Source organism: Bradyrhizobium sp. SOJA106, from assembly GCF_059448745.1.
The window spans coordinates 8,157,734-8,178,826 of the sequence record NZ_CM182549.1 but is presented as its reverse complement, the minus strand read 5'-3'; the positions used below and the strand labels follow the sequence as shown (position 1 = coordinate 8,178,826).

Annotated in this window: 20 protein-coding genes; 12 read left to right on the top strand and 8 right to left on the bottom strand. The window is 65.2% G+C overall.

The annotated features are described in order from the left end of the window. Positions 1-108: 108 nt before the first annotated feature. The 5 genes from AC5V87_RS38635 to AC5V87_RS38615 all read left to right on the top strand — a co-directional run bounded on the left by AC5V87_RS38635 (position 109) and on the right by AC5V87_RS38615 (position 4,989). Complete coding sequence (locus tag AC5V87_RS38635; RefSeq protein WP_456841525.1) at positions 109-603, top strand: Fur family transcriptional regulator; 495 nt, start codon at positions 109-111, stop codon at positions 601-603. A gap of 35 nt (positions 604-638) precedes the next feature. Beyond that, positions 639-1,622 carry a DMT family transporter gene (locus AC5V87_RS38630; RefSeq protein ID WP_495369589.1) on the top strand — a complete coding sequence of 328 codons (984 nt, stop codon included), beginning with the start codon at positions 639-641 and terminating at the stop codon, positions 1,620-1,622. 142 nt (positions 1,623-1,764) lie between these two features. Beyond that, a complete protein-coding gene (gene ispG / locus AC5V87_RS38625; RefSeq protein WP_456841523.1) occupies positions 1,765-3,048 on the top strand; it encodes a flavodoxin-dependent (E)-4-hydroxy-3-methylbut-2-enyl-diphosphate synthase in 1,284 nt (427 codons plus the stop codon). A 235-nt stretch (positions 3,049-3,283) separates the two neighbouring features. Continuing rightward, positions 3,284-4,180: a TauD/TfdA dioxygenase family protein gene (locus tag AC5V87_RS38620; RefSeq protein WP_456841522.1), complete on the top strand. Its 897-nt coding sequence runs from the start codon at positions 3,284-3,286 to the stop codon at positions 4,178-4,180. Continuing rightward, the gene (locus AC5V87_RS38615; RefSeq protein WP_456841521.1) at positions 4,177-4,989 is read left to right on the top strand and encodes an N-acetylmuramoyl-L-alanine amidase; all 813 of its coding nucleotides are present in this window, start codon (positions 4,177-4,179) and stop codon (positions 4,987-4,989) included. The genes AC5V87_RS38620 and AC5V87_RS38615 overlap by 4 nt, the downstream gene beginning before the upstream one ends. Positions 4,990-5,086: 97 nt before the next feature. Here AC5V87_RS38615 and AC5V87_RS38610 read toward each other — a convergent pair whose 3' ends face one another. The 3 genes from AC5V87_RS38610 to AC5V87_RS38600 form a co-directional block, all read right to left on the bottom strand. Continuing rightward, a complete protein-coding gene (locus AC5V87_RS38610; protein WP_495369588.1) occupies positions 5,087-6,697 on the bottom strand; it encodes a Na+/H+ antiporter in 1,611 nt (536 codons plus the stop codon). 46 nt (positions 6,698-6,743) lie between these two features. Further along, positions 6,744-7,613 (bottom strand): class A beta-lactamase, encoded by an 870-nt coding sequence (gene bla / locus AC5V87_RS38605; protein ID WP_495369587.1) that lies wholly within the window; start codon positions 7,611-7,613, stop codon positions 6,744-6,746. A 195-nt stretch (positions 7,614-7,808) separates the two neighbouring features. Beyond that, positions 7,809-8,183, bottom strand: coding sequence for a nuclear transport factor 2 family protein (locus tag AC5V87_RS38600; RefSeq protein WP_456841518.1), 375 nt, complete (start codon positions 8,181-8,183; stop codon positions 7,809-7,811). Positions 8,184-8,278: 95 nt separating this feature from the next. Between AC5V87_RS38600 and AC5V87_RS38595 the strand changes: the two genes are divergently transcribed. Beyond that, positions 8,279-8,707, top strand: a complete 429-nt coding sequence (locus AC5V87_RS38595; RefSeq protein WP_495369586.1) for a GFA family protein — start codon at positions 8,279-8,281, stop codon at positions 8,705-8,707. Positions 8,708-8,885: 178 nt separating this feature from the next. Next, entirely contained in the window at positions 8,886-10,700 is a 1,815-nt protein-coding gene (locus AC5V87_RS38590) for a caspase family protein (protein ID WP_495369585.1), read from the top strand. A 149-nt stretch (positions 10,701-10,849) separates the two neighbouring features. Here AC5V87_RS38590 and AC5V87_RS38585 read toward each other — a convergent pair whose 3' ends face one another. Both AC5V87_RS38585 and AC5V87_RS38580 read right to left on the bottom strand, forming a co-directional pair. Next, complete coding sequence (locus AC5V87_RS38585; RefSeq protein ID WP_456841515.1) at positions 10,850-11,539, bottom strand: DUF1345 domain-containing protein; 690 nt, start codon at positions 11,537-11,539, stop codon at positions 10,850-10,852. Positions 11,540-11,736: 197 nt separating this feature from the next. Continuing rightward, positions 11,737-12,660, bottom strand: a complete 924-nt coding sequence (locus AC5V87_RS38580) for a polyprenyl synthetase family protein (RefSeq protein ID WP_235542388.1) — start codon at positions 12,658-12,660, stop codon at positions 11,737-11,739. A 160-nt stretch (positions 12,661-12,820) separates the two neighbouring features. Here AC5V87_RS38580 and mtgA point away from each other — a divergent pair, with 160 nt between their 5' ends. From mtgA to AC5V87_RS38565, 3 genes are all read left to right on the top strand, one after another. Next, the gene (gene mtgA, locus AC5V87_RS38575; RefSeq protein ID WP_456841514.1) at positions 12,821-13,495 is read left to right on the top strand and encodes a monofunctional biosynthetic peptidoglycan transglycosylase; all 675 of its coding nucleotides are present in this window, start codon (positions 12,821-12,823) and stop codon (positions 13,493-13,495) included. 169 nt (positions 13,496-13,664) lie between these two features. After that, the gene (gene rpmF, locus AC5V87_RS38570) at positions 13,665-13,847 is read left to right on the top strand and encodes a 50S ribosomal protein L32 (protein WP_007598106.1); all 183 of its coding nucleotides are present in this window, start codon (positions 13,665-13,667) and stop codon (positions 13,845-13,847) included. Positions 13,848-13,984: 137 nt separating this feature from the next. Beyond that, a complete protein-coding gene (locus AC5V87_RS38565) occupies positions 13,985-14,653 on the top strand; it encodes a hypothetical protein (protein ID WP_495369584.1) in 669 nt (222 codons plus the stop codon). A 109-nt stretch (positions 14,654-14,762) separates the two neighbouring features. On the opposite strand, the gene AC5V87_RS38560 is transcribed toward AC5V87_RS38565, so the two are convergent. Beyond that, a complete protein-coding gene (locus AC5V87_RS38560) occupies positions 14,763-15,023 on the bottom strand; it encodes a hypothetical protein (protein ID WP_456841512.1) in 261 nt (86 codons plus the stop codon). 220 nt (positions 15,024-15,243) lie between these two features. On the opposite strand from AC5V87_RS38560, the gene AC5V87_RS38555 reads away from it, so the two are divergent. Beyond that, on the top strand, positions 15,244-16,938 hold the full coding sequence (locus AC5V87_RS38555; RefSeq protein ID WP_495369583.1) for an EAL domain-containing protein: 1,695 nt from the start codon (positions 15,244-15,246) through the stop codon (positions 16,936-16,938). Between the two features lie 231 nt (positions 16,939-17,169). Here AC5V87_RS38555 and AC5V87_RS38550 read toward each other — a convergent pair whose 3' ends face one another. Next, on the bottom strand, positions 17,170-17,538 hold the full coding sequence (locus tag AC5V87_RS38550) for an antibiotic biosynthesis monooxygenase family protein (RefSeq protein ID WP_495369582.1): 369 nt from the start codon (positions 17,536-17,538) through the stop codon (positions 17,170-17,172). A gap of 97 nt (positions 17,539-17,635) precedes the next feature. Here AC5V87_RS38550 and AC5V87_RS38545 point away from each other — a divergent pair, with 97 nt between their 5' ends. Beyond that, positions 17,636-18,100, top strand: a complete 465-nt coding sequence (locus AC5V87_RS38545) for a MarR family winged helix-turn-helix transcriptional regulator (RefSeq protein ID WP_495369581.1) — start codon at positions 17,636-17,638, stop codon at positions 18,098-18,100. A gap of 14 nt (positions 18,101-18,114) precedes the next feature. Here AC5V87_RS38545 and AC5V87_RS38540 read toward each other — a convergent pair whose 3' ends face one another. Then, complete coding sequence (locus AC5V87_RS38540) at positions 18,115-20,982, bottom strand: PAS-domain containing protein (RefSeq protein ID WP_495369580.1); 2,868 nt, start codon at positions 20,980-20,982, stop codon at positions 18,115-18,117. Between the last annotated feature and the right edge of the window lie 111 nt (positions 20,983-21,093).

Genomic DNA, 21,093 nt, shown 5'->3' with positions numbered 1-21,093 from the left:
TTTCATGGCGGATCGCCGGGAGGCTGTCCCGCGGCAAGAGCATGGCGGGCAGCCGCATTCCGCGTCGCGCTTTGGGTTCCCTCCCCGAAATGCTAGAACGCTGCCGACATGACCCTCGCAAAGCCGGCCTTTCCTGCGCCCGACCACGATCACGGCCGCTGCACTGCGGACGCGCTGGCGCATGCCGAGGCCGTTTGCAAGCTGCGTGCGCAGAAATTCACACCGATCCGCCGTCAGGTGCTGGGAGCTTTGCTTTCCAGCCATCGCCCGCTCGGCGCCTATGAGGTGATCGACGAGCTCGCCAAGTCGATGGCGCGGCCTGCGCCGATCACGGTCTACCGGGCGCTCGATTTCCTGATGGCCAACGGCCTCGTGCACCGCATAGAAAGCCGCAACGCCTATCTCGCCTGCGCCGCCCACGACCACGATTCAACCTCGGCGGTGGCGTTCCTGATCTGCGAGCGCTGCGGCCTCGTCGGCGAGATACCCTCGGCATCCTTCGCCGGGGATATCAACGCCGCGGCGCGCGGCTCGGGCTTTGCGCCCAAATTGTCCGTGGTGGAGATCACGGGCGTCTGCACCCATTGTCAGAAAGCTGCATAAACCAACAACGGCGCAAAGCCGGATCACAGGAAGACATGTCCGCACCTCAAGCCATCCCGTCTGCCGGTCGTCCCCTCAGTGCCGGCGCCATTGCCCTGATGCTCATGCTGTGCCTGACCTGGGGTTTCAACCAGATCGCGGTGAAGCTGGTGCTGCCGGACATCCCGCCGATGCTGCAGGCGATGATCCGCTCCATGGGCGCGCTGCCGGTGCTGTTCATCATCGGCAGGTTGCGGGGCGTGAAGTTCTTCGAGCGCGACGGCACCTGGAAGCCTGGCCTGATCGCAGGACTGATGTTCGGCATCGAGTTCGTGCTGATCTTCCAGGGCCTGCGTCTGACCTCTGCCTCGCGCGCGGTGGTGTTCCTCTACACCGCGCCGTTCTTCGTGGCGCTCGGCTCCTATCAGGTGCTCGGCGAGCGGCTCGGGGCTGCGCAATGGCTCGGCCTCGCCATCAGCTTTGCCGGCGTTGCGCTCGCGATCGGCGTTCCGCAACCCAATGTGGACGCGCATGTCCTGCTCGGCGATCTCCTGATCGTCGGCGGCGCGGCGCTCTGGGCGGCGACCACACTGGTCGCCAAGGGCACAAGGCTGCGCTTCGCGGCTCCCGAGAAGGCGCTCGGCTACCAGGTCGCGACCTCGATCCCGATTTTGGGGCTGGCGGCGTATCTGTTCGGGGAGACCGTCACCCACACACCGTCGCCGCTGTCGCTCGGCCTGATGGCCTTCCAGGCGATCTGGGTGGTGGGAACCACGTTCACGCTTTGGTTCGCGCTGGTGAAGGCCTATTCGGCCAGCAAATTGTCTGCTTTTACCTTCATCACCCCTTTGTTTGGCGTGGTGGGTAGCTATTTCATCATGCACGATACCCTGAGCCTGGCTTTCGGGGCGGCCGCCGTCCTTGTAATTGCTGGGCTTTTCCTCGTTAACCGTCCGAGTGCGGCCGTTCAGGAGCTCCCTCTCCCGGTGCCGCGAGCCCATAAGGGAGCTCCTGAACCGGAGGCCGCACTCGATTCATAAGTTCTTGGTATCCCTTTGAATTCGAAGTTCGCTCAGAGGCGCCGCGAGTGAGGGAACTTCGAACTCAAAGGGATACCGCCAAACGGCTGCGGCGCCGGCTGATGCATTGCTGAATGCCACCCAAACCTGATATTTGGACCCCATGAACAAGCTCGAAAACTCCATCGATTCCGACCTCGCGGGCCCGGCGCCCCGGCACCAGACCACCCAGGTGAAGGTCGGCGACGTCACTGTTGGCGGCGGTGCGCCGATCGTCGTGCAGTCGATGACCAACACCGATACTGCCGACATCGACGGCACCATCGCCCAGGTTGCAGCGCTGGCGCGCGCCGGCTCCGAAATGGTCCGCATCACCGTGGACCGCGAGGAGGCCGCAGCCGCGGTTCCGCACATTCGCGACGGCCTTCTCAAGCGCGGCATCACCACGCCGCTGATCGGCGACTTCCACTATATCGGCCACAAGCTGCTCGCCGAGCATCCGGCCTGCGCCGAGGCGCTCGCCAAGTACCGCATCAATCCCGGCAATGTCGGCTTCAAGGACAAGCGCGACACCCAGTTCGCCGACATCATCGAGATCGCCAACAAGAACAACAAGCCGGTGCGCATCGGCGCCAATTGGGGCTCGCTCGATCAGGAGCTGCTGACCAAGCTGATGGACGAGAACGCCGCGTCGCCGAATCCGCGCGATGTGCGCGCGGTGACGCGTGAAGCGATGGTGCAGTCGGCGCTGCTCTCGGCAGCGCGGGCCCAGGAGCTCGGCATGCCGAAGGACCGCATCATCCTCTCGGCCAAGGTCTCGGCCGTGCAGGATCTGATCGCGGTCTATCAGGACCTCGCGGCGCGCTCGGATTACGCCATCCATCTCGGCCTCACCGAGGCCGGCATGGGCTCGAAGGGCATCGTCGCCTCGTCGGCCGCGCTCGGCATCCTGCTGCAGCAGGGCATCGGCGACACCATCCGCATCTCACTGACGCCGGAGCCCGGCGGCGACCGCACCCGCGAGGTGCAGGTCGGTCAGGAGCTGCTCCAGACCATGGGCTTCCGCACCTTCGTGCCACTGGTTGCGGCGTGCCCCGGCTGCGGCCGCACCACCTCGACGACGTTCCAGGAGCTGGCGCGCTCGATCCAGGATTTCATCCGCGACGAGATGCCGACCTGGAAGACGAAATATCCCGGAGTCGAGCAGCTCAACGTCGCGGTGATGGGCTGCATCGTCAACGGCCCCGGCGAATCCAAGCACGCCAATATCGGCATCTCGCTGCCCGGCACCGGCGAAGCGCCGGCCGCGCCAGTGTTCGTCGACGGCAAGAAGTTCCGCACGCTGCGCGGCCCCGGCATCGCCGCCGACTTCAAGGCACTGGTGATCGACTACATCGACCAGCGCTACGGCCAGGGCGCCAAGGTCCCGGTGACCGCGGCGGAGTGATTTCACTCGCTCGCTAGCACCCCACACTCCGCTGTCGTCCCTGCGAAAGCAGGGACCCATAACCACAGGGCGTCGTGGTTGGGCAGACTGTCACTCCGAGTCTTCGCCAAATTCAATCCTGTGGCTATGGGTCCCTGCTTTCGCAGGGACGACAGCTGAGTTTGCGGTGCAGATTGCGTATCTATTGCCGCACGCTACGATGGCTCCCAATCAACAATGATTGGGAGCAACACCCATGAGCTCACTCGCCGGCAAGCAGGGCCCGCGCTATCGCCACAGCGCGGACGAAGGCGCTGCTTACGAGACCATTGCGGTCGAAAAGCTCACGCCCATCATCGGCGCGGAAATCTCCGGCGTCGATATCGGCCAGCTCGTCGAGGGAGACGCGCGCTCCAACCGGCAGATGGACGAGATCCATCGCGCGCTCGCCGAAAACCTCGTGATCTTCTTCCGCGACCAGCACATCACGCCGAAGCAGCATCTCGCCTTCGGCCGCAAGTTCGGCGAGCTGCATTTCCATCCGGCCGCGCCGCACGAGGACGAAGATCCGGCCTTGATGAAGATCTACGCCGACAAGAACTCGCCGCGCGCCAATGGCGAGGGCTGGCACTCCGACGTGTCCTGCGATCTCGAACCGCCGATGGGCTCGATCCTCTACATCAAGCAGTGCCCGCCGCGCGGCGGCGACACGCTGTTCGCCAACATGTACGCCGCTTATGAGGCGCTGTCGGATCGCATGAAGGCCTATCTCGACGGCCTCACCGCGCTGCACGACGGCGAGCCGATCTATCGCGGGCTCTACGCGAACTATGGCGTCGCCGACCGTCCCTCCTATCCCCACGCCGAGCACCCGGTGGTGCGCACGCATCCGGTCACGGGCAAGAAGGCGCTCTACGTCAATCGCGGCTTCACCCGCCACATCAATGGCATCCCGCGCGACGAGAGCGACGCCATGCTGGCCTATCTCTACCAGCATGCCGAGAACCCGCTGTTCCAGTGCCGCTTCCGCTGGACCGAGAACGCCATCGCGTTCTGGGACAACCGCTGCACCCAGCATCGCGCGATGTGGGACTACTGGCCGCACACGCGCTCCGGCACACGGGTGACGGTGAAGGGGGAAAGGCCGGTGTGAGCAAGCCGTGGCGCGCCATCGTCGCTGTCGCGTTTGCGCTGATCCCGCTTTTGCTGTCGCCAGTTGATCATGGCCAGGCGGCCGCGGCGCGGAAGGCTGCAAAGGCGAAACCGAAAACGTCTGCGCCGGAGACATGCGAGCCGCGGAGATTCCGGATTGTCGTCGACGTCGGACACACACCGGAATCCTATGGCGCGCTCAGCGCGCGCAATGATCCGGAGTTCGGCTTCAACTTCGTTCTCGCAAAACTCATCACGGCAAAGCTCAGGTCCGAAGGCTTTGCCGCCACCCGCCTGCTCGTCACGGATGGCAAGGCGCGGCCGAGCCTATTCAAACGGGTCAGTGCCGCCAATGACAGCCGGACCGATCTCTTCCTGTCGATCCATCACGATTCGGTGCCGGATAAATTGCTCGAGACCTGGGAATTCGACGGCGCGAAGAGCTATTTCAGCGACCGCTTCTCGGGTCACTCGCTGTTCGTGTCGAAGCAGAATCCGCATTTTGCCACCAGCCTGCTGCTGGCGCGGATGATCGGCAGGCAGCTCAAGGAGCAGGGCCTGCATTACGCCGGCCAGTACACGCTGCCACTGATGGGCCGTTACCGGCATCAGTTGCTCGACAAGGATGTCGGCGTATACCGCTATGATGGGCTCATCGTGCTGTCGCGGACGAGGAGTGCTGCCGTGCTGCTCGAGGCCGGCTCGATCATCAACCGCGACGAGGAGATGGAGCTCAACTCGTCTGAGCGGCAGGAGATGATTGCGAGGGCCGTTGCGGCCGGGGTCAGGGATTTCTGCGAGAAGCGGTAGATCGCTCCGCTGTCTCAACAACCGTCATTGCGAGCGCAGCAGAGCAACCCAGACTGCCGCCGCGGAAATGCTTCGCTACGCTCGCAACGACAGGCTGCTACAGCGGCCCTCCCCGATATTCCCGGTTCGCCAGGCTCGCCTCCTCCAAGTCCAGATCGCGCTCGATCCGCCGTCTGGTCTCGTCGGTGATCTGGCCGTCGCGCAGGAGTTCGTGGATGAACTTGCGTTCGGCGGCGATCAGCTCGCGGGTCAGCGCGGTGCCGGCGGCGGAGACGTCGTGCTGAGTGGGATCGAGCGCATCGGGGAGCTGGTTGAGGCGAATCTCGTGACGCGCGCGCAGGAGCCGCATCACCTCCTCGGACACCTCCTTCTCCGCGGTCAGCGCGTCCAGCGATTTCAGCGCGGCATCGAGCGCTTGGCGGCGCGCCGCGATCTCGGCCTCGTGGGCGGCGACGTGCTCGCTGCGGCCGGCCTCGGCGACGCCGAGCCAGCGCACCAGCGGCGGCAGCGTCAGACCGACGCCGATCAGCGTGACGAAGATGACGCCGAAGGCGACGAACAGGATCAGGTCGCGATAGGGGAAGGCATCGCCTTCGGGCAGCGTGAACGGCAGCGCCAGCGCGGCCGCGAGCGACACGGCGCCGCGCACGCCGGTGAAGGCGAGCACGAACGGCCATTGCCATGGCGGCGAGGGATCGCGCTCGCGCAGCGACTTCGAGAGGATTCTCGGCAGATAGGTCGCGGGATAGAGCCAGGCGAAGCGCGCGATCACGATGATCATCAGGACCACGGCGGTCGCGATCAGAATGTCGTCGAGCGGGAACGTCTTCGATTTCTCATAGAGGGCGCGCATCTGGAAGCCGGTGAGCAGGAACAGCAGGCCCTCGATCAGGTAAATGATGAGATCCCAGAAGAAGATGCCCTGCAGGCGCGTCGCCGACGAGATCAGCAGCGGGCCGTTCCAGCTGACATAGAGGCCGCAGGCGACCGTGGCGATCACGCCCGAGCCGCCGACATGCTCGGGCAGCCAGTAGGAGACGTAGGGCGTGATCAGCGACAGCGTCAGCTCGACCTGCGGGTCCCTGGACCATTTGCGGAAACGCAGGGAGAGCCAGCCGACGCCGATGCCGAATGCGATCTCGCCGGTGACGATAAGGGCGAATTCGCCGGCCGCCAGCGGCAGCGAGAAGTGGCCGACTATGATGGCGGCGAGCGCGAAGCGGTAGAGGATCAATGCGGTGGCATCGTTGGCGAGCCCTTCGCCCTCGAGAATAACCACGAGCCGGCGCGGCAGGTTCAGGCGGCGCGCGATCGCGAGCGGTGCCACCACGTCGGGCGGCGCGACGATCGCCCCGAGCAGGAATCCGATCGTCCAGGGCAGGCCGATCAGATAGTGCGTGGCGGCGGCCACCATGGCCGCCGTGAAGATCACTGCGCCGACCGCGAGCAGCACGATCGGGCGCAGATTGTTCCTGAACTCGCGCCAGCTCATCGCAACGCTCGCCGAGTAGATCAGCGGCGGCAGCACCATCAGCAGCACCAGTTCCGGCGGCAGCTCCACCGGCGGCATGCCCGGCACGAAGGCGAGGCCGACGCCGGAGAGCATCAGCAAAATGGCGGGCGCGATGTTGAAGCGACGGGCGACCAGCGCGGTGCCCGCCAGCACCGCGAGCAGGATGAGAAAGGTCTGGAATTTCGCTGCGATCATGGCCTGTCTTGGCCCGGAAGCAATCGCAAGGTCAATGCGGCGCGGCTCACACCAGCTGCTCTGCCACCATGCGCCCGATGCGTGCAAATACGGCTTGGATTTGGGCGGCGTTCGGCGCGCCGCCCTGGGTGTAGGCCGCGATCAGGATCGGCATGTCCGGCTTGCTGTCAGGCTTGGGCCAGACGACGGCGATGTCGCCTGCGGCATCCTTGCCGTTGTATCCGGTCTTGTCGCCGATCTTCCAGTCCGCGGGCAGGCCGCCGCGCAGCCGGTTCGCGCCGGTCTTGCAGTTCACCATCCACTCGGTGAGCTGTGCGCGAGAGGCCGGCGACAGCGCCTCGCCCACGATCAGCCGCTTCAGATTGCCGGCCATCGCCACCGGCGTCGTGGTGTCGCGGGGATCGCCGGGCGGGGAGCGGTTGAGCTCGGGCTCGTTGTGGTCAAGCCGCGAGGTGGCATCGCCGAGCAATCGCCAGAACGCGGTGAGTGCGGTGGGCCCGCCGACCCGCGCCAGCAGCAGATTGGCACAGGTGTTGTCGCTGAGCTCGACGATCGCCTTGCACATGTCAGCGACCGACATCTTGCCGGCGGCGAGGTTTTGCTTGGCGACGGGCGCGTAGTCGAGCAGGTCATCTTGGCCGTAAGGGATCATGGCCGCAAGCTGCTCCTCGCCGCGATCGACCCGCGCCAGCACGCAGGCCGCGAGCGAGGCCTTGAATGTCGAGCACACCACGAAGCGTTCGTCGGCGCGCCAGGCGAGTTTTGCGCCTGTGGCGAGATTCTCCGCATAGACCCCGATCTTTCCGCCGCTTGCGCGCTCATAGGATTCGAGCTCAGGCGGCGCCTTCGCGGCAAAAGCGGGCGCAGCGGCCATCCAGCAGAGAGAGGCGAGCAGGGAACGGCGATCGAGCAGCATGGGGGCCTTTTGGACAATTGGGGAGGAGCGAGGAAAGGCGAACGATGTTTCCACACCGTCATTGCGAGCGCAGCGAAGCAATCCAGTCTATCACCGCGGAGAGACTCTGGATTGCTTCGCTGCGCTCGCAATGATGGAGAATGGCGGACGAGCACGTCAGATTCTGGGCAGTGAAAGGTCGATTGAGAGAAGCCCTCACTCTCTCAGATCATACCGGTACGACTTCGACACGATTTGCCAGCCGTCGGCGAGCTTCATTGCGACCAGATAGTCCGTGAAGTAGCGCGGCGGCAGCTGGCAGCGGACCTTGATGAAGGCGGTCTTGTCGTCGGAGCGGTCGATGGTGACGATGAAATCCTCACGCGGCTTGCCTTCGGCCTTGCCGGAGGGACGCTTCCGCACGCGGTCGAGCCAGTCGGGCACGGTCAGCACCTGCAATTCGCCGTTCTCGACCCAGCGCAAATCGGCGGAGGGGTGGAAGATGGCACCGAGCTTGTCGGCGTCCCCCTCATAGAGCCCATCGAAATACGATTGCACGACGGCTTCGACGCTCGAGCGGTTCTGGCTCATGGGTCATCCTTTTGCATGATGTCTTGCGAGGAACTTACTCGTACACATCAGAATGCGCTATGGGTGTGTCAGCCGATTTGCGCGAAGACGTTGTCATGACCGGATCAGAAAACTCGAACGCTCGCATCCTCACCGGCGAATGCTATTGCCGCAGTGTACGCTTCGAGGTGGCGGACGCGTTCGCCTACGCGATGAACTGCCACTGCTCGAACTGCCGCCGCACCACCGGCTCCGCCTTCAAGCCGTTCGCCGGGATCGAGCAGCACAAGCTCCGCCTTGTCCAAGGCGCAGACCAGCGCCTCATCTATGGTGACGACATCACCCACGACGCCCACTGCGCGCGCTGCGGCTCGCTGCTTTATTCCCGGGTGCGTGAGGGGAAATGGGTCCATGTCGCCATGGGAACCCTGGTCGACGCCCCCTCGATCCGGCCGACCGCCCACATCTTCGTCGGCTCGAAGGCGCCCTGGCACGAGATTACGGACAATCTGCCGCAATATCGGGGGCACCTTGGAGAGGGCTAGGGGAACCGGGCGAGCGAACTTTGTCGGCGAACCCCGACCGCACTGGCGCGACAAACATAAAGGGTCTTTCGGCCCGCCGCCGGCGTCTTCGTGACCTCCATCACAAGCGCCAGCAGCAGGTCCTGCTAAAACGGTCCCAAAGGGGCTCGAACCGCCTCTGAACTTCGGAAGTCGTGTCATGCGCAATCTGCTCAGACTATGCCCGCTTCTGCTCGCCGCCGCGCTGCTGTTCGGCGCCGGGCCCGCTTTTGCCGGAAAGCGCGTCGCGCTGGTGCTCGCCAACTCGGCCTACCAGCATGCGCCCTCGCTGGCGAACCCCGTCAATGACGGTGCGGTGATGGCGAAGACACTGAGGGAGGCGGGCTTCGACGTCGTCGAGTCCCGTCACGACCTCTCGGCGCTCGACACGCGGCGCGTGCTGCGCGACTTTGCCGATGCAACCCGCGATGCCGACATCGCTGTGGTCTATTATGCCGGTCACGGCATCGAGGTCGAAGGCTCCAACTATCTGATCCCTGTCGACGCCAAGCTCGAGCGCGATACCGACGTGTACGACGAGGCGCTGTCGCTCGACCGTGTCCTGGTCGCCGTCGAGCCCGCCAAGCAGCTGCGCCTGGTGATCCTGGATGCCTGCCGCGACAATCCGTTCGGCAAGACCATGAAGCGTACGATTGCAACGCGCGGCATCGGCCGCGGCCTTGCCCAGGTCGAGCCGACCAGCCCGAACACGCTGATCGCCTACTCGGCCAAGGCCGGTTTCATCGCGCAAGACGGCGATGGCGCCAACAGCCCGTTCACGGTCGCGCTCTCGAAGCATCTGACGACGCCAGGCCTCGATGTCCGCCGCGCCTTCGGCTTCGTGCGCGATGACGTGCTCAAGTCGACCGGCAACAAGCAGGAGCCGTTCGTGTACGGCTCGCTCGGCGGCGATGACGTGCCGCTGGTGCCGGTTAAGGTGGTGGCGGCGGGGCCGGCGGTGCCTGCGCCGAACCCGCAGGCCGATATTCGCCGCGACTATGAACTCTCGCTCCAGGTCGGCAACCGGGCGGCATGGGAAGCGTTTCTCGCCCAGCATCCCGACGGCTTCTATGCGAGCCTAGCCAAGCTCCAGCTCGAGAAAATCGACGCCGAGCAGGCTCATGCGGCGGCGACCGAGAAGGCGAAGCAGGCCGAGGCCGAGCGCGATCGTCTTGCGGCCCTCGGTGCGCAGAAGGAAGCCCAGGCCAAGGCCGCGGCTGACGCCAAGGCGGCCGAGCAGGCGCAGATCGCGGCGCAAAAAGCCAAAGAACAGGCGCAGCAGCAGGCGGCCGCCGCCGAGCAGCAGCGCGTCAACCTCGCCGCGACAGCGGCGAGCGCTGCGCCGGCCACTACCGCAAGCCCTGGTGGCACCAACGTCGCCTCGCTGGCGCCGGCGGCGCCGGCAGCCGATCTCACCCGCTCGGTGCAGACCGAGCTCGGCCGCGTCGGCTGCTTCTCCGGACAGGCCGACGGGAACTGGAACACGTCCTCGCAGCGATCGCTATCGCAGTTCAACCGTTATGCCGGCACCAAGCTCGACGTGAAGGTGGCAAGTACCGACGCGCTCGATACCGTCAAGGCCAAGCAGTCGCGCGTCTGCCCGCTGGTCTGTGAGCACGGCTTCAAGGCCGACGGCGACAAATGCACCAAGATCGTCTGCCGTGAGGGCTATGCCGTCAACGACGACAACGAATGCGAGAAGCAGCGTGCCGCCAAGCCGGCCAACCCCTCGTCCGCCAAACGCGACGACAGCGAGGAGCGTCCCGCACGGCAGCGTCGTCAGGCTGCCGGCGCCGCGGGCGGCTATGGTGCTGCTGCCGGCATTGCCGCTGCCGCCGGTGCCAGCCGCCCTTCGGGTGGCGGGCAGGTGTTCTGCAACAGCGGCGGCTGCCGTCCGGTCAACCGCGGCTGTCATCTCGAATATCGCGGCGGTGGCGGCCCCGGCAACGATGCCAATGCCGAAGTGTGTCACTAAAGCATGATCCGGAAAAGTGCGAGGCGGTTTTCCGGAAAGATCATGCGTAAACAACAACCTAAAGCGCGATGACGATTCATCCAAATCTCATCGCGCTTTAGGGTGAGAAGCCTCTCCCTGTCGTCCCCGCGAAACGCAGGAACGGCAGATCAGTTCGAGATCGCGCTCGCCGCGATGTTCACCGTCAGCGCCAGCAAGGCCGTGTTGTAGATGAAGGACACGATGCCGTGCGCGGTGGCGGTGCGGCGGATGGTCTTGTCGGTGATGCCAACGTCGGAGACCTGTGCGGTCATGCCGATCACGAACGAGAAATAGACGAAGTCCCAATAGTCGGCGTGGTCTTCCTTGTCACCGCTCGGAAACTGCAGGCCGCCCGGCTTGGCGTTCCGGTAGTAATCATGTGCGTAATGCAGCGCGAAGGTGGTGTGCACGGCGGCCCATGACAGCGCGATGGTGGTAATCGCGATAGTCAGCTCGGCCGCGCCGCGATGCGCCGTGCCGAGCTCCGAAAGGATCGCGGCAATGCTGGCGAACGCACCGATCGCCGTCACCAGCAGGATCACGAAGCGACCGTCGTCCTGCATCGCAGCCGCGCGACGAATGTGGTGATGATCGTTGCAGAGCATCATGGTGTAAACCAGCGCGAGATAGACCGCGATCAGCGCATCCCAGCCGAACAACAGCCGCGTCACCAGCCGGTGCGAGCCCGGCAGCAGCAGGCAGACGAGAACACCGACGCCAAGCGAGATGAAGGTCCGCGGCCGCGCATAGATCAGCCGCACCGGCCGCGACATCTGGCGGAAGCGGGCGAGGGCGGGATCTTCTTTGTCGGTGGCCATGATGATGGCTCTCTCACTGTTGCTGCGGCGGCGGTCTGCTCCCTCGCCCCGCTTGCGTGGAGAGGGTTGGGGCAAGGGGTAGCCTCCGCAAAGACGGTGAGAGTTGGACTCGCGGAGAGTCCTCCTCACCCGAATTTGCTGTCGCAGATTCCGGCCTCTCCGCGCAGGCGGGGCGAGGCGAAGATCGTACGCTCGCGTCAGCTCTTCCGCTCGGCGACAAACCGTGCGGCAGCCTGCAGCACGGCGGCGCGATCGCCGAAGATCGAGACCGCGCTGTCGGCCCGCGCGAGCAGGTCGCGTACGCGCTGCTTGGCACCCTCAATGCCGAGCTGGGTAACGAAGGTGGTCTTGCCGAGCGCGGCATCGGCGCCGGCCGGCTTGCCGAGCGCAGCCGCATCGCCTTCGACGTCGAGCAGATCGTCGGCGATCTGGAACGCTTCGCCGAGCGCGCGGCCGTAATCGTCGAGCGCCTGATATTCCGCACTCGATGCCTGGCCGAGGATCGCGCCGGCGATGCAGCCGTAGCGCAACAGCGCGCCGGTCTTCATCTGCTGGATACGGGCGACATCGATCGGCTCGTTGCCGCCAAAGCGGCCTTCGCCGGCGAGATCGAGGATCTGGCCGCCGACCATGCCGCCGATGCCGGCGCAGCGCGCCAGCGCGCGGGTCAAGAGCAGGCGCACATTGGCGTCGCGATGGATCTCGTCCCGGGTGATGATGTCGAAGGCGAGCGTCAGGAGACCGTCACCGGCGAGGATCGCGGTGGCGTCATCGGTCTTCTTGTGCAGGGTCGGGCGGCCGCGGCGCAGGTCCGAATTGTCCATCGCCGGCAGGTCGTCGTGGATCAGCGAATAGCAATGGATGCATTCGAGCGCGGCGCCGGCGAGCAGCGCGGCCTCGCGCGGAACGCCGAACACGGCGGCGCTCTCGACCACCAGGAACGGCCGCAGGCGCTTGCCGCCGTTGAGGCTCGAATAGCGCATTGCGTCCATCAGTCGCTTTGGCCGGGCGATTTCATCGTGCAGGATGTCGTCCGACAAGAGGCGCCCGAGCAGGGCCTCGGTATCATCAGCGGTCTTGTCCAGACGCTTGGCGAAATCGGACGGGGACGTGCCGGTCATCAAGAAGGGCTCCAGAACTAAATTTCGGCCGGACAATCCTTTATGCGCCAGCCCCAGTCAATCGTTTGGAAGGCGTAAAAAGTGCTGGAAAAGGCCCGAATTATCACAGACTTAATGCCGGGCTCGTGGCCGCGTTTCGTTTTCCGCCGGAAAGATCGATTTGCGCATCGTTAAAATCCTGCTGGCGCTGCTCGCGATCGTGGTTCTCACGCCCTATTTGATCGCGCCGTTCTATCGCATTGGCCATCCGGTTTCGACGCTGATGGCCTGGCGCAGCTTGCGCGGCGCGCCGATGCAGCGGGAGTGGATCGATCTGGTTGATATGTCGCCCTATCTGCCGCGCGCGGTGGTGGCGGCCGAGGACGCGCATTTCTGCAAGCATCACGGCATCGACTGGGGCGCGCTGCGCGAGGCGATCGACGACGCCAGGGAGGACGGCACCGCTTTCCGGGGCGCCTCCACCATCACCCAGCAGGTGGCGAAAAACCTTTTCCTCTGGCAGGGCCGGGATTTCGTCCGCAAGGCGCTGGAATTTCCGCTGGCGCTGTGGATCGACTTCGTGTTGCCCAAGGCGCGGATCCTTGAGATTTACCTCAACATTGCCGAGCTCGGCCCGCAGGGCCAGTTCGGGGTGGAGGCGGCCAGCGCCTATGCCTTCGGCAAATCGGCCGAGAACCTCTCGCCCCGGGAAGCCGCCCTGCTGGCCTCGATCCTGCCGAACCCGGTCAAACGTAGTGCTCGGACCCCCGGCCCCGGTGTCAGGCGGCTGGCTGCGACCTACATGGCGCGGGGACAGGCGAGCTCGCTCGTGACGTGCTGGCGCGAAAATCGCTGATTTCGGGCCCATTTGGGGCATATTTTCCGGCCCAGGAGCCTAGCTTTACGGCCAGCCTTCCTCTATAAGCGCGGCCTTGATCGGCATTCAGCTCGCCTCGTATTGCGGGTGCTGAGCCGTCCCCTCGCGGACGATGCCCTGATGACACCAATCCCTAGAGGATATTGAAATGGCCGTTCCGAGAAGAAAAACCTCGCCGTCGCGCCGTGGCATGCGCCGCTCGGCAGACGCGATCAAGAAGCCGACCTATGTGGAAGACAAGGACTCTGGCGAGCTCCGTCGTCCGCACCATCTCGACCTCAAGACCGGCATGTACAAGGGCCGTCAGGTCCTGAAGAAGAAAGAGTCCTAAGGACCTTTCTTGGGCAGGACGATTTGACCTGCCTGATTTCGGCCAACCCATGAGATATGACAGTGACGGCGGCGGAGCCAATGCTTCGCCGCCGCATTGTCCTGTCTGGATATCTTGATCGAGAAGGCATTTCGCCGATGGTCGGTTTCCCGCTGCTCCTGATTCCGCTCGCGGTCTACAACATCATCGCCTTCCTGATGCCGAGCGTGTCCTTCACGGACGTGCTGTTCAAGGTGCCGATGATCACGGGCGAGACCTGGCCGGTGACGCTCGCCGATCTCTTGCTCGCGCTGGGCGTGCTGCTGCTGCTGCTCGAAGTGGTCAAAGGCGCGCGGCCCGGCTCGAAATTCCTGATGGATCATCTGCTGTCGTTGATCATCTTCGGCGCGGCCGCCGCCGAATTCGTGATGTGGCCCAAATTCGGCAACTCCACTTTTTTCCTGCTGGTGCTGCTCGCGATGGCCGATTTCCTCGGCGGCGTCGCCCAGCGCACGCGCCGCCGCGTCACCTATGTCGCTGAGACAACAGTGCCCGCTGCGCGCAGGGGCAAGCGCCAGGCCGAGCCGCTGGCGGACGAAGCCTCGCCCGAGCCAAAGTTGCCCGAGCCCAAATTCGAGCCGGCGCCCGCGCCCCAAGCAGCGCCTGTCGTGCCGCCCGCGCCCTCGGCCCAGTCGGTAGCCGAATCCGTGCTGATGGATCATCCCGCGCCGAAGCCGGCCCAGAGCATTCCGCCCTCGCCGGAAATCCCCTCGCCGCATCTGCAGCTGGGCAACGGCACGCCGTCGTCTCCCGACGCTCCGCGCTGATTTCTCTGAGTTTGGCTTAGTCCCACCGCAATGTCGGTGCGCTCCCTCGCCCCGCCCTTCGCGGGGAGAGGTGAAGGACGACGGCCTCGCTTCGAAAAATTCGATCCGATCAAGCCACCTGCCGCGTGCGTGCGGTGACGCTTCCGAGCGGGCGCTTGCTGCCATAGGCCATGCGCGCGTCTTCGGAGGAGGCGCGGCGCAGCCGGGTGGTCTGGGGCAGGTGCTCGGCATTGGCGATGAGCTGGGTGACGAAGCTCGGATCGGGGCGCGGCAGCGGCGCCTTGAGGACCCACGCAAGTGTAGGCATGACCGGCACCAGGGCCGTGCCCGTGCCGGCTTCCACTACGTTCGATCGATCAGTACCCAACATCGCAATCACCGTTGATCCGGCCAAGATGTCGCGTTTCGAGACGCTGGCGCCGGGTGCGTGTCAGTACTCGCAAGGCCTATGCCGGGCAGGCCGGTTTGGTTCCGCCGCACGCGGAAACGTGGTTTCCAAATTGTTTATCAACTTTGCCTAGGGTCGGGGACGAATCTGGCTCTATCCTGTGCCGGCTCTGGACTCCCCGCTGTCCCGAAACGAGGCGATTTTGACCCCCGCATTGCCGCAAGCCTCCGACATCCTGGCCGCGCTCGGTCAGGCCGTTTTCGCCTGGGACATCGCCAGCGATGTGATCGTCTGGGGGGAGCAGGTCAGCGCCGTCTTCCCCGGTATCCCCGCTGAGCGGCTCGCCACCGGCGCCGAATTCGCCAAGCTGATCGAGCCTTCGCAATCGCTGCGGAGCGCCGCGCTGGCGCAGACCTCCGCCGTGCACGGCGCCGATGGCACGCCTTACCGGGTCGAGTACGGCGTGCGCATGAGCGCCGCCGATCCCGTGATCTGGATCGAGGAGACCGGGCGCTGGTTCGCCGGCCCCGATGGCCGCCCCACGCGGGCGATCGGCTCTATCCGCATCAACAATGAGCGCCACGCCCGCGACGAGGAGCTGGCCAAGCTCGCCCGGCTCGATCCGCTGACCGGCGAGCTGAACCGCTCCCACCTGATCGCGGCGCTGGCCGAGTCGATCGAGGAGACGACCCGCTTCCGATCGACCGCGGCCTTCATGCTGGTCGGCATCGATCATCTCGCCCGCGTCAACGACGCCTTCGGCTTCGACGTCGCCGATGCCGTGATCCTCGACGTCGCCAGGCGCATCCGCGCGCGGCTGCGCGGCGGCGACGTGCTCGGGCGCTTCTCCGGCAACAAGTTCGGCCTGATCCTGAAGAACTGCACGGTCGACGACATGAATGTTGCCGCTGAACGCTTTCTCGCCGGTATCCGCGACGAGGTGGTGCCGACCAAATCCGGCCCGGTTTCGGTCACGGCCTCGATCGGCGCGGTCAGCGTGCCGCGTTATGCCCGCAGCACCGACGAGGCGGTCAATCGCGCCCACGAGACGCTGGATGCCGCCAAGCGTCGCCGCGCCGGCTCGTTCGCGGCCTGGCGCCCCGATGCCGCGCGGGATGCGCAGCGCCGCGTCAACATCCGCGTCACCGACGAGATCGTCACCGCGCTGAACGAGCGCCGCATCAAGCTCGCCTATGAGCCGGTGGTCGCGGCCGCCTCGCGCGAGCGCGCGTTCCACGAATGCCTGGTGCGGATGGATCAGGGCGACGGCCAGGTGCTGCTCGCGCCCGACATCGTGCCGGTGGCGGAGCGGCTCGGCCTGATCCGCCTGGTCGATCACCGCGTGCTTGAGCTCGTGGTCGCCGAGCTCGCCGCCGCGCCCGGCATCTGCCTCAGCCTCAACATCTCGCCGGATACGACGATGGATCCGGACTGGTGGGCGGGAATCGAATCGCTGATGCAGGCCCATCCCGGCGTTGCGGAGCGGCTGATCGTCGAGATCACCGAGACGGTCGCGATCCAGGACATCGACGACGTCCGCGCTTTTGTCGGCCGTCTCAAGCATTTCGGCAGCCGCATCGCCATCGACGATTTCGGCGCCGGCTACACCTCGTTCCGCAACCTGCGCAAGCTCGGCGTCGACATCGTGAAAATCGACGGCGCCTTCGTACAGAACATCACCCATTCCGCCGACGACCGCGCCTTCGTGCAGACCCTGATCGACCTCGCCCGCCGGCTCGACATCAAGACCGTGGCCGAATGGGTGCAGGACGAAGAGGCCGCGAACATGCTGCGCGACTGGGGCTGCGACTACATCCAGGGCCGCCTGATCGGCCTCGCCTCAGCCGAGCGCCCGTGGGGCGCGCCGCCGGACAGCGCGCTGCCCGCGGCAAGCTGAGCTGCCGTAGGCTGGGCAAAGCGAAGCGTGCCCACAACCGTTGCATTCGTCGCGAGATGGTGGGCACGGCGGTAAAGCATGATCCGGAAAAGTGCGAAGCAGATCATGCGCAAACAACAACCTAAAGCGCGATGACGATTCATCCCAATCTCATCGCGCTTTAGCGCGCCTTTGCCTATCCTACGATTGCGCCCGTAAGATCTACTCTTTCCCGCGTCATTGCGAGCGCAGCTACGCCACGCAGATGCCCGGCACCGCGACCTTCTGGAACAGATGTGGGCTGGCCACGGCTGACGCCGGGTAGTCCGCGATCTTGGCGCGAAATTCCGGGTTGGTGAACGCCGCGCGGAAATGCGCGTTGGATTCCCACACCGCGTAATTGAGATAGGTCGGATTGTCGCCGACGGCGCGGTGGAGCTGGGTCGAGATGAAACCCGGCTGCCGCTTCATGAAAGCGGCATCGTCCTGCCAGCTCGTCAGAAAACCCTGTTCATCGGCGGCATCGAGCGTGAACAGATTGACCAGCACCACGGGGCCGGCATCAAGCGCGATCTGGCGGTCGATCGGGAAGGTGGGGTCGAGAGGGCGCATCTGCGGCATGGCATCGCTCCGTCTAATTTGGTACCATCATGTCAATTCGGTGAGTTACGACATAGACATTTGACATAATGATGTCAATACGGATCAATCGTTACAAATGACCGAGCCCAAGCGGACCCCGGCGGGCGATGCCCTGACCGACCTGATCCTCGACCTGTTCCGGGCCAACGGCCTGCTTCTGACCGCAGGTGACCGGCTGGTGGCCTCGCTCGGCCTCACCAGCGCGCGCTGGCAGATCCTCGGGGCGATCGTCGATGCCGAGCGGCCTGAGCCGGTCGCCTGGCTGGCACGCAATCTCGGCGCCAATCGCCAGAACGTGCAGCGCATCGTCAACGATCTGGAGCGGGATGGTCTCGTCGTGTTCGAGACCAACCCGCATCACCGCCGCGCGCAGCTTGTGGTGCTCACCGACAGGGGCAGGCAGATCTATGATGCTGCCGGCCGCTTGCAGGTCCCGTGGGTGAATGGCCTGTCGGATGGATTGTCGGTGAAGGAGATCGAGACGGCCCGCCGCGTGATCGGCGTCCTGCGCGACCGGCTCAAGGAAGCCGGCGAAAGCTGATTGCGTCGCGCGCTTTACGCCACGCGCCGAACCGCGTTCAGCGTTTCGATGGTACGTCCGACTTCGGCCGCCGGGCAGGGCTTGCCGAAATAATATCCCTGCACCGCGGTGCAGCCGCATTCGCGCACGAAGTCGAGCTGCTCGATGGTCTCGACGCCCTCCGCGGTGGTCTCGACGCCGAGCACGGAGCCGAGGCTGGCGATGGTGCGGACGATGGCGACGCTCTCCGGGCTTTCGCCGAGCGTGCCGACGAAGGAGCGGTCGATCTTGATGCGGTCGAACGGAAATTTGCGCAAGTAACTGAGCGAGGAATAGCCGACGCCGAAATCGTCGAGGCTGACGCGTACGCCCAGCGCACGAAGCTGATGCAGGATCTCGATCGTCGCCTCGCTGTCGTCGAGCAGCGCCGTCTCGGTGACCTCGAGCTCGAGCCGCTGCGGTGCCAGGCCGGCCTCCGCCAGCGCGCTCGTGACCATCGCCACTAATCCGCGCGAGCGGAACTGCACCGGTGACAGATTGACCGCGACGGTGACATCGGGCCATGAGGCGGCCGTGGCGCACGCCGTGCGCAGCACCCATTCGCCGATCTGGACGATCAGCCCGTTCTCTTCCGCGATCGGAATGAACTCGGCCGGCGAGACGAAGCCGCGCGAGGGATGTTTCCAGCGCAGCAGGGCTTCGAAGCCGGTGAGCTCGGTGGTGTCGAGCCGCACCTGCGGCTGGAACACCAGGTGGAATTCGCGCCGTTCCAGCGCCGCGCGCAGATCGTGCTCCAGCGCGTGGCGGCTGCGCGCCTGCTCTTCCATCTCGGGCTCGAACAGTTGATAGGCGCCACGGCCCTTGGCCTTGGCCTGGTACAGCGCGAGGTCGGCGCACTTCATCAGCTCGTCGGCATCGAGCCCGTGATCGGGCGCGATCGCGATGCCGACGGAGACGCCGACATGGATCGACTGGCTTTCCAGCGCCGGCGGATGACCGATGATCTCGACCAGGTGGCGCGCGAGCTTTTCGGCCGATTCCGGCTGCGGTCCGCGCTGGAGCACGGCGAACTCGTCGCCGCCGAGGCGCGCGACGGTGTCGTGCTCGCCGACATTCTCCTTCAGTCGCCCCGCCACCCAGCGCAACAGCCGGTCGCCGGCGGCATGGCCGAGGCGGTCGTTGACGGTCTTGAAATTGTCGAGGTCGAAGCACAGCACCGCCATCGCACCGCCGGCGATCGCCACCTGGTTCAACCCCTCGCCCATCTTCTCGCGGAACAGAGTGCGGTTGGGCAAGTCAGTCAGGGAGTCGTGGCGCGCCATGTGTGCCACCCGCGCCTGCGCCTTGTGGCGCTCGGTGACGTCCTCATAGGTGACGACCCAGCCGCCATGCTCCATCCGCTTGTGGTTGAGCTTGATGATGCGGCCGTCGCTCAAATGGCGGTGCAGCGTGTGCTCGCCCTCGCGCAGCCGCTCGACATAATCGGCATAGAGCTTGGCCGCGGTCGTATTCGGATGGATGCCGAGATCGCAGCTGTGCTCCATGATCTCGCGCATCGAGACGCCGGGCTTCACCACGTCGGGGGAGAGGCCGTACATCTCGATATAGCGGCGGTTGCACACGATGATACGCAGGCTGGCATCGAGCATGCACAGGCCCTGGCTCATGTTGTTCAGCGCCGCGTCGAAGCGGCGATATTGCTCGCTCAGCTCCTCGACCGCACGCTCGCGCTCGGTGATGTCCTCGTAGGTGGCGACGAAGCCGCCCTCGGCCAACGCGCAATAGCGCACCGAGATCACGGTGTTGTTCGACATGCTCCGGCGCATCGGCGAGGAGTCGCGGCTGGCGATCCGGGCGCGGGCCGCTTCGAGGATCTGCTGCGGGCTGTATTCCGAGGAGAACGCGCCGTTCACCATCGATCGTTCGATCAGCTCGCCGAGATGCGTGCCGGGCCTGGTCTCCTCCGGCGACAGCCGATAGATGGTGCGGTAAGTGTTGTTGCAGACGCGCAGGCGCATGTCGCTGTCGTAGAAGGCGAGTCCGTGCGCCATGTTCTCCAGGGCCGCATCGAGCATGAAATTCTGCTGCCGCAGCGTCTCCTCGTATTGCAGCCGCTCGGTGACGTCCTCGTGCACGGTGACCCAGCCGCCGTCGGGGAGAAAGCGCGAGACGGCCTGCACCATCCGTCCGTCATAGCGCATCACCAGCAAGGTCTTTGCCTTCCGGCCGCGCACGTCCTCAAGGCGGGTCTGGTGGAATTCGTCGGCCGACATGCCCGGCAGGTTGCCGCGCGAGAGCCAGTGGTCGATGGCCGTGCTATGCGCGACACCCGGTTTCACGACGTCGGGATCGAGATTGTAGAGGTTCAGGAAACGTTCGTTGCAGACCACGACGCGGCTGTCGGCATCATACATGATCAGGCCGTGCGACATGTTGGCGAGCGCGTGCTCGCTACGCTCAGTCTGCACGCGCAGCTCTGCTTCGAGCCGGGCGAGGCGGCTGACATCGTCGCAGATCGTCATCCAGCCGCCGCCGGGGAGCGGCTTCAGCTCGAGCGACATGACAAGGCCACTCGCAAGCCGCTGCTCGGTCCGGAACGGCTTGCCCGCTGCGATCTGGGCAATCCGCGCCGAATAGAGTGCGTCGAGCTCGTTCTCGGGAAAGTTGCCGCGGCTCGCGCTGTGCGCAAGCACCTCGCGGTAGCTCGTGCCCACCCGCACGATGTCGGCCGACATGTCGAACAGGCCGAGGTAGCGCTGATTGACCAGCACGATCCGGTTGTCGGCGTCGTAGACGCAGACGCCCTGCTCCATGTGGTCGAGCGCAAGCTGGCTCAGCGCAACCAGCGCCTCCGGGCCCTGCTCGCGGCGTGCACCAAGCTCGTTGTCGCGGGTCGACGTCATGGGATCGGCGGGATCTCGGCGGGCAATAGACTTAACGCAGCGCAATTCGGACGCCGAGGCTAGCGAACAGGCGGGAAAATTCCCTTAAGCGCAGTAGTTTACGGAGGGTGA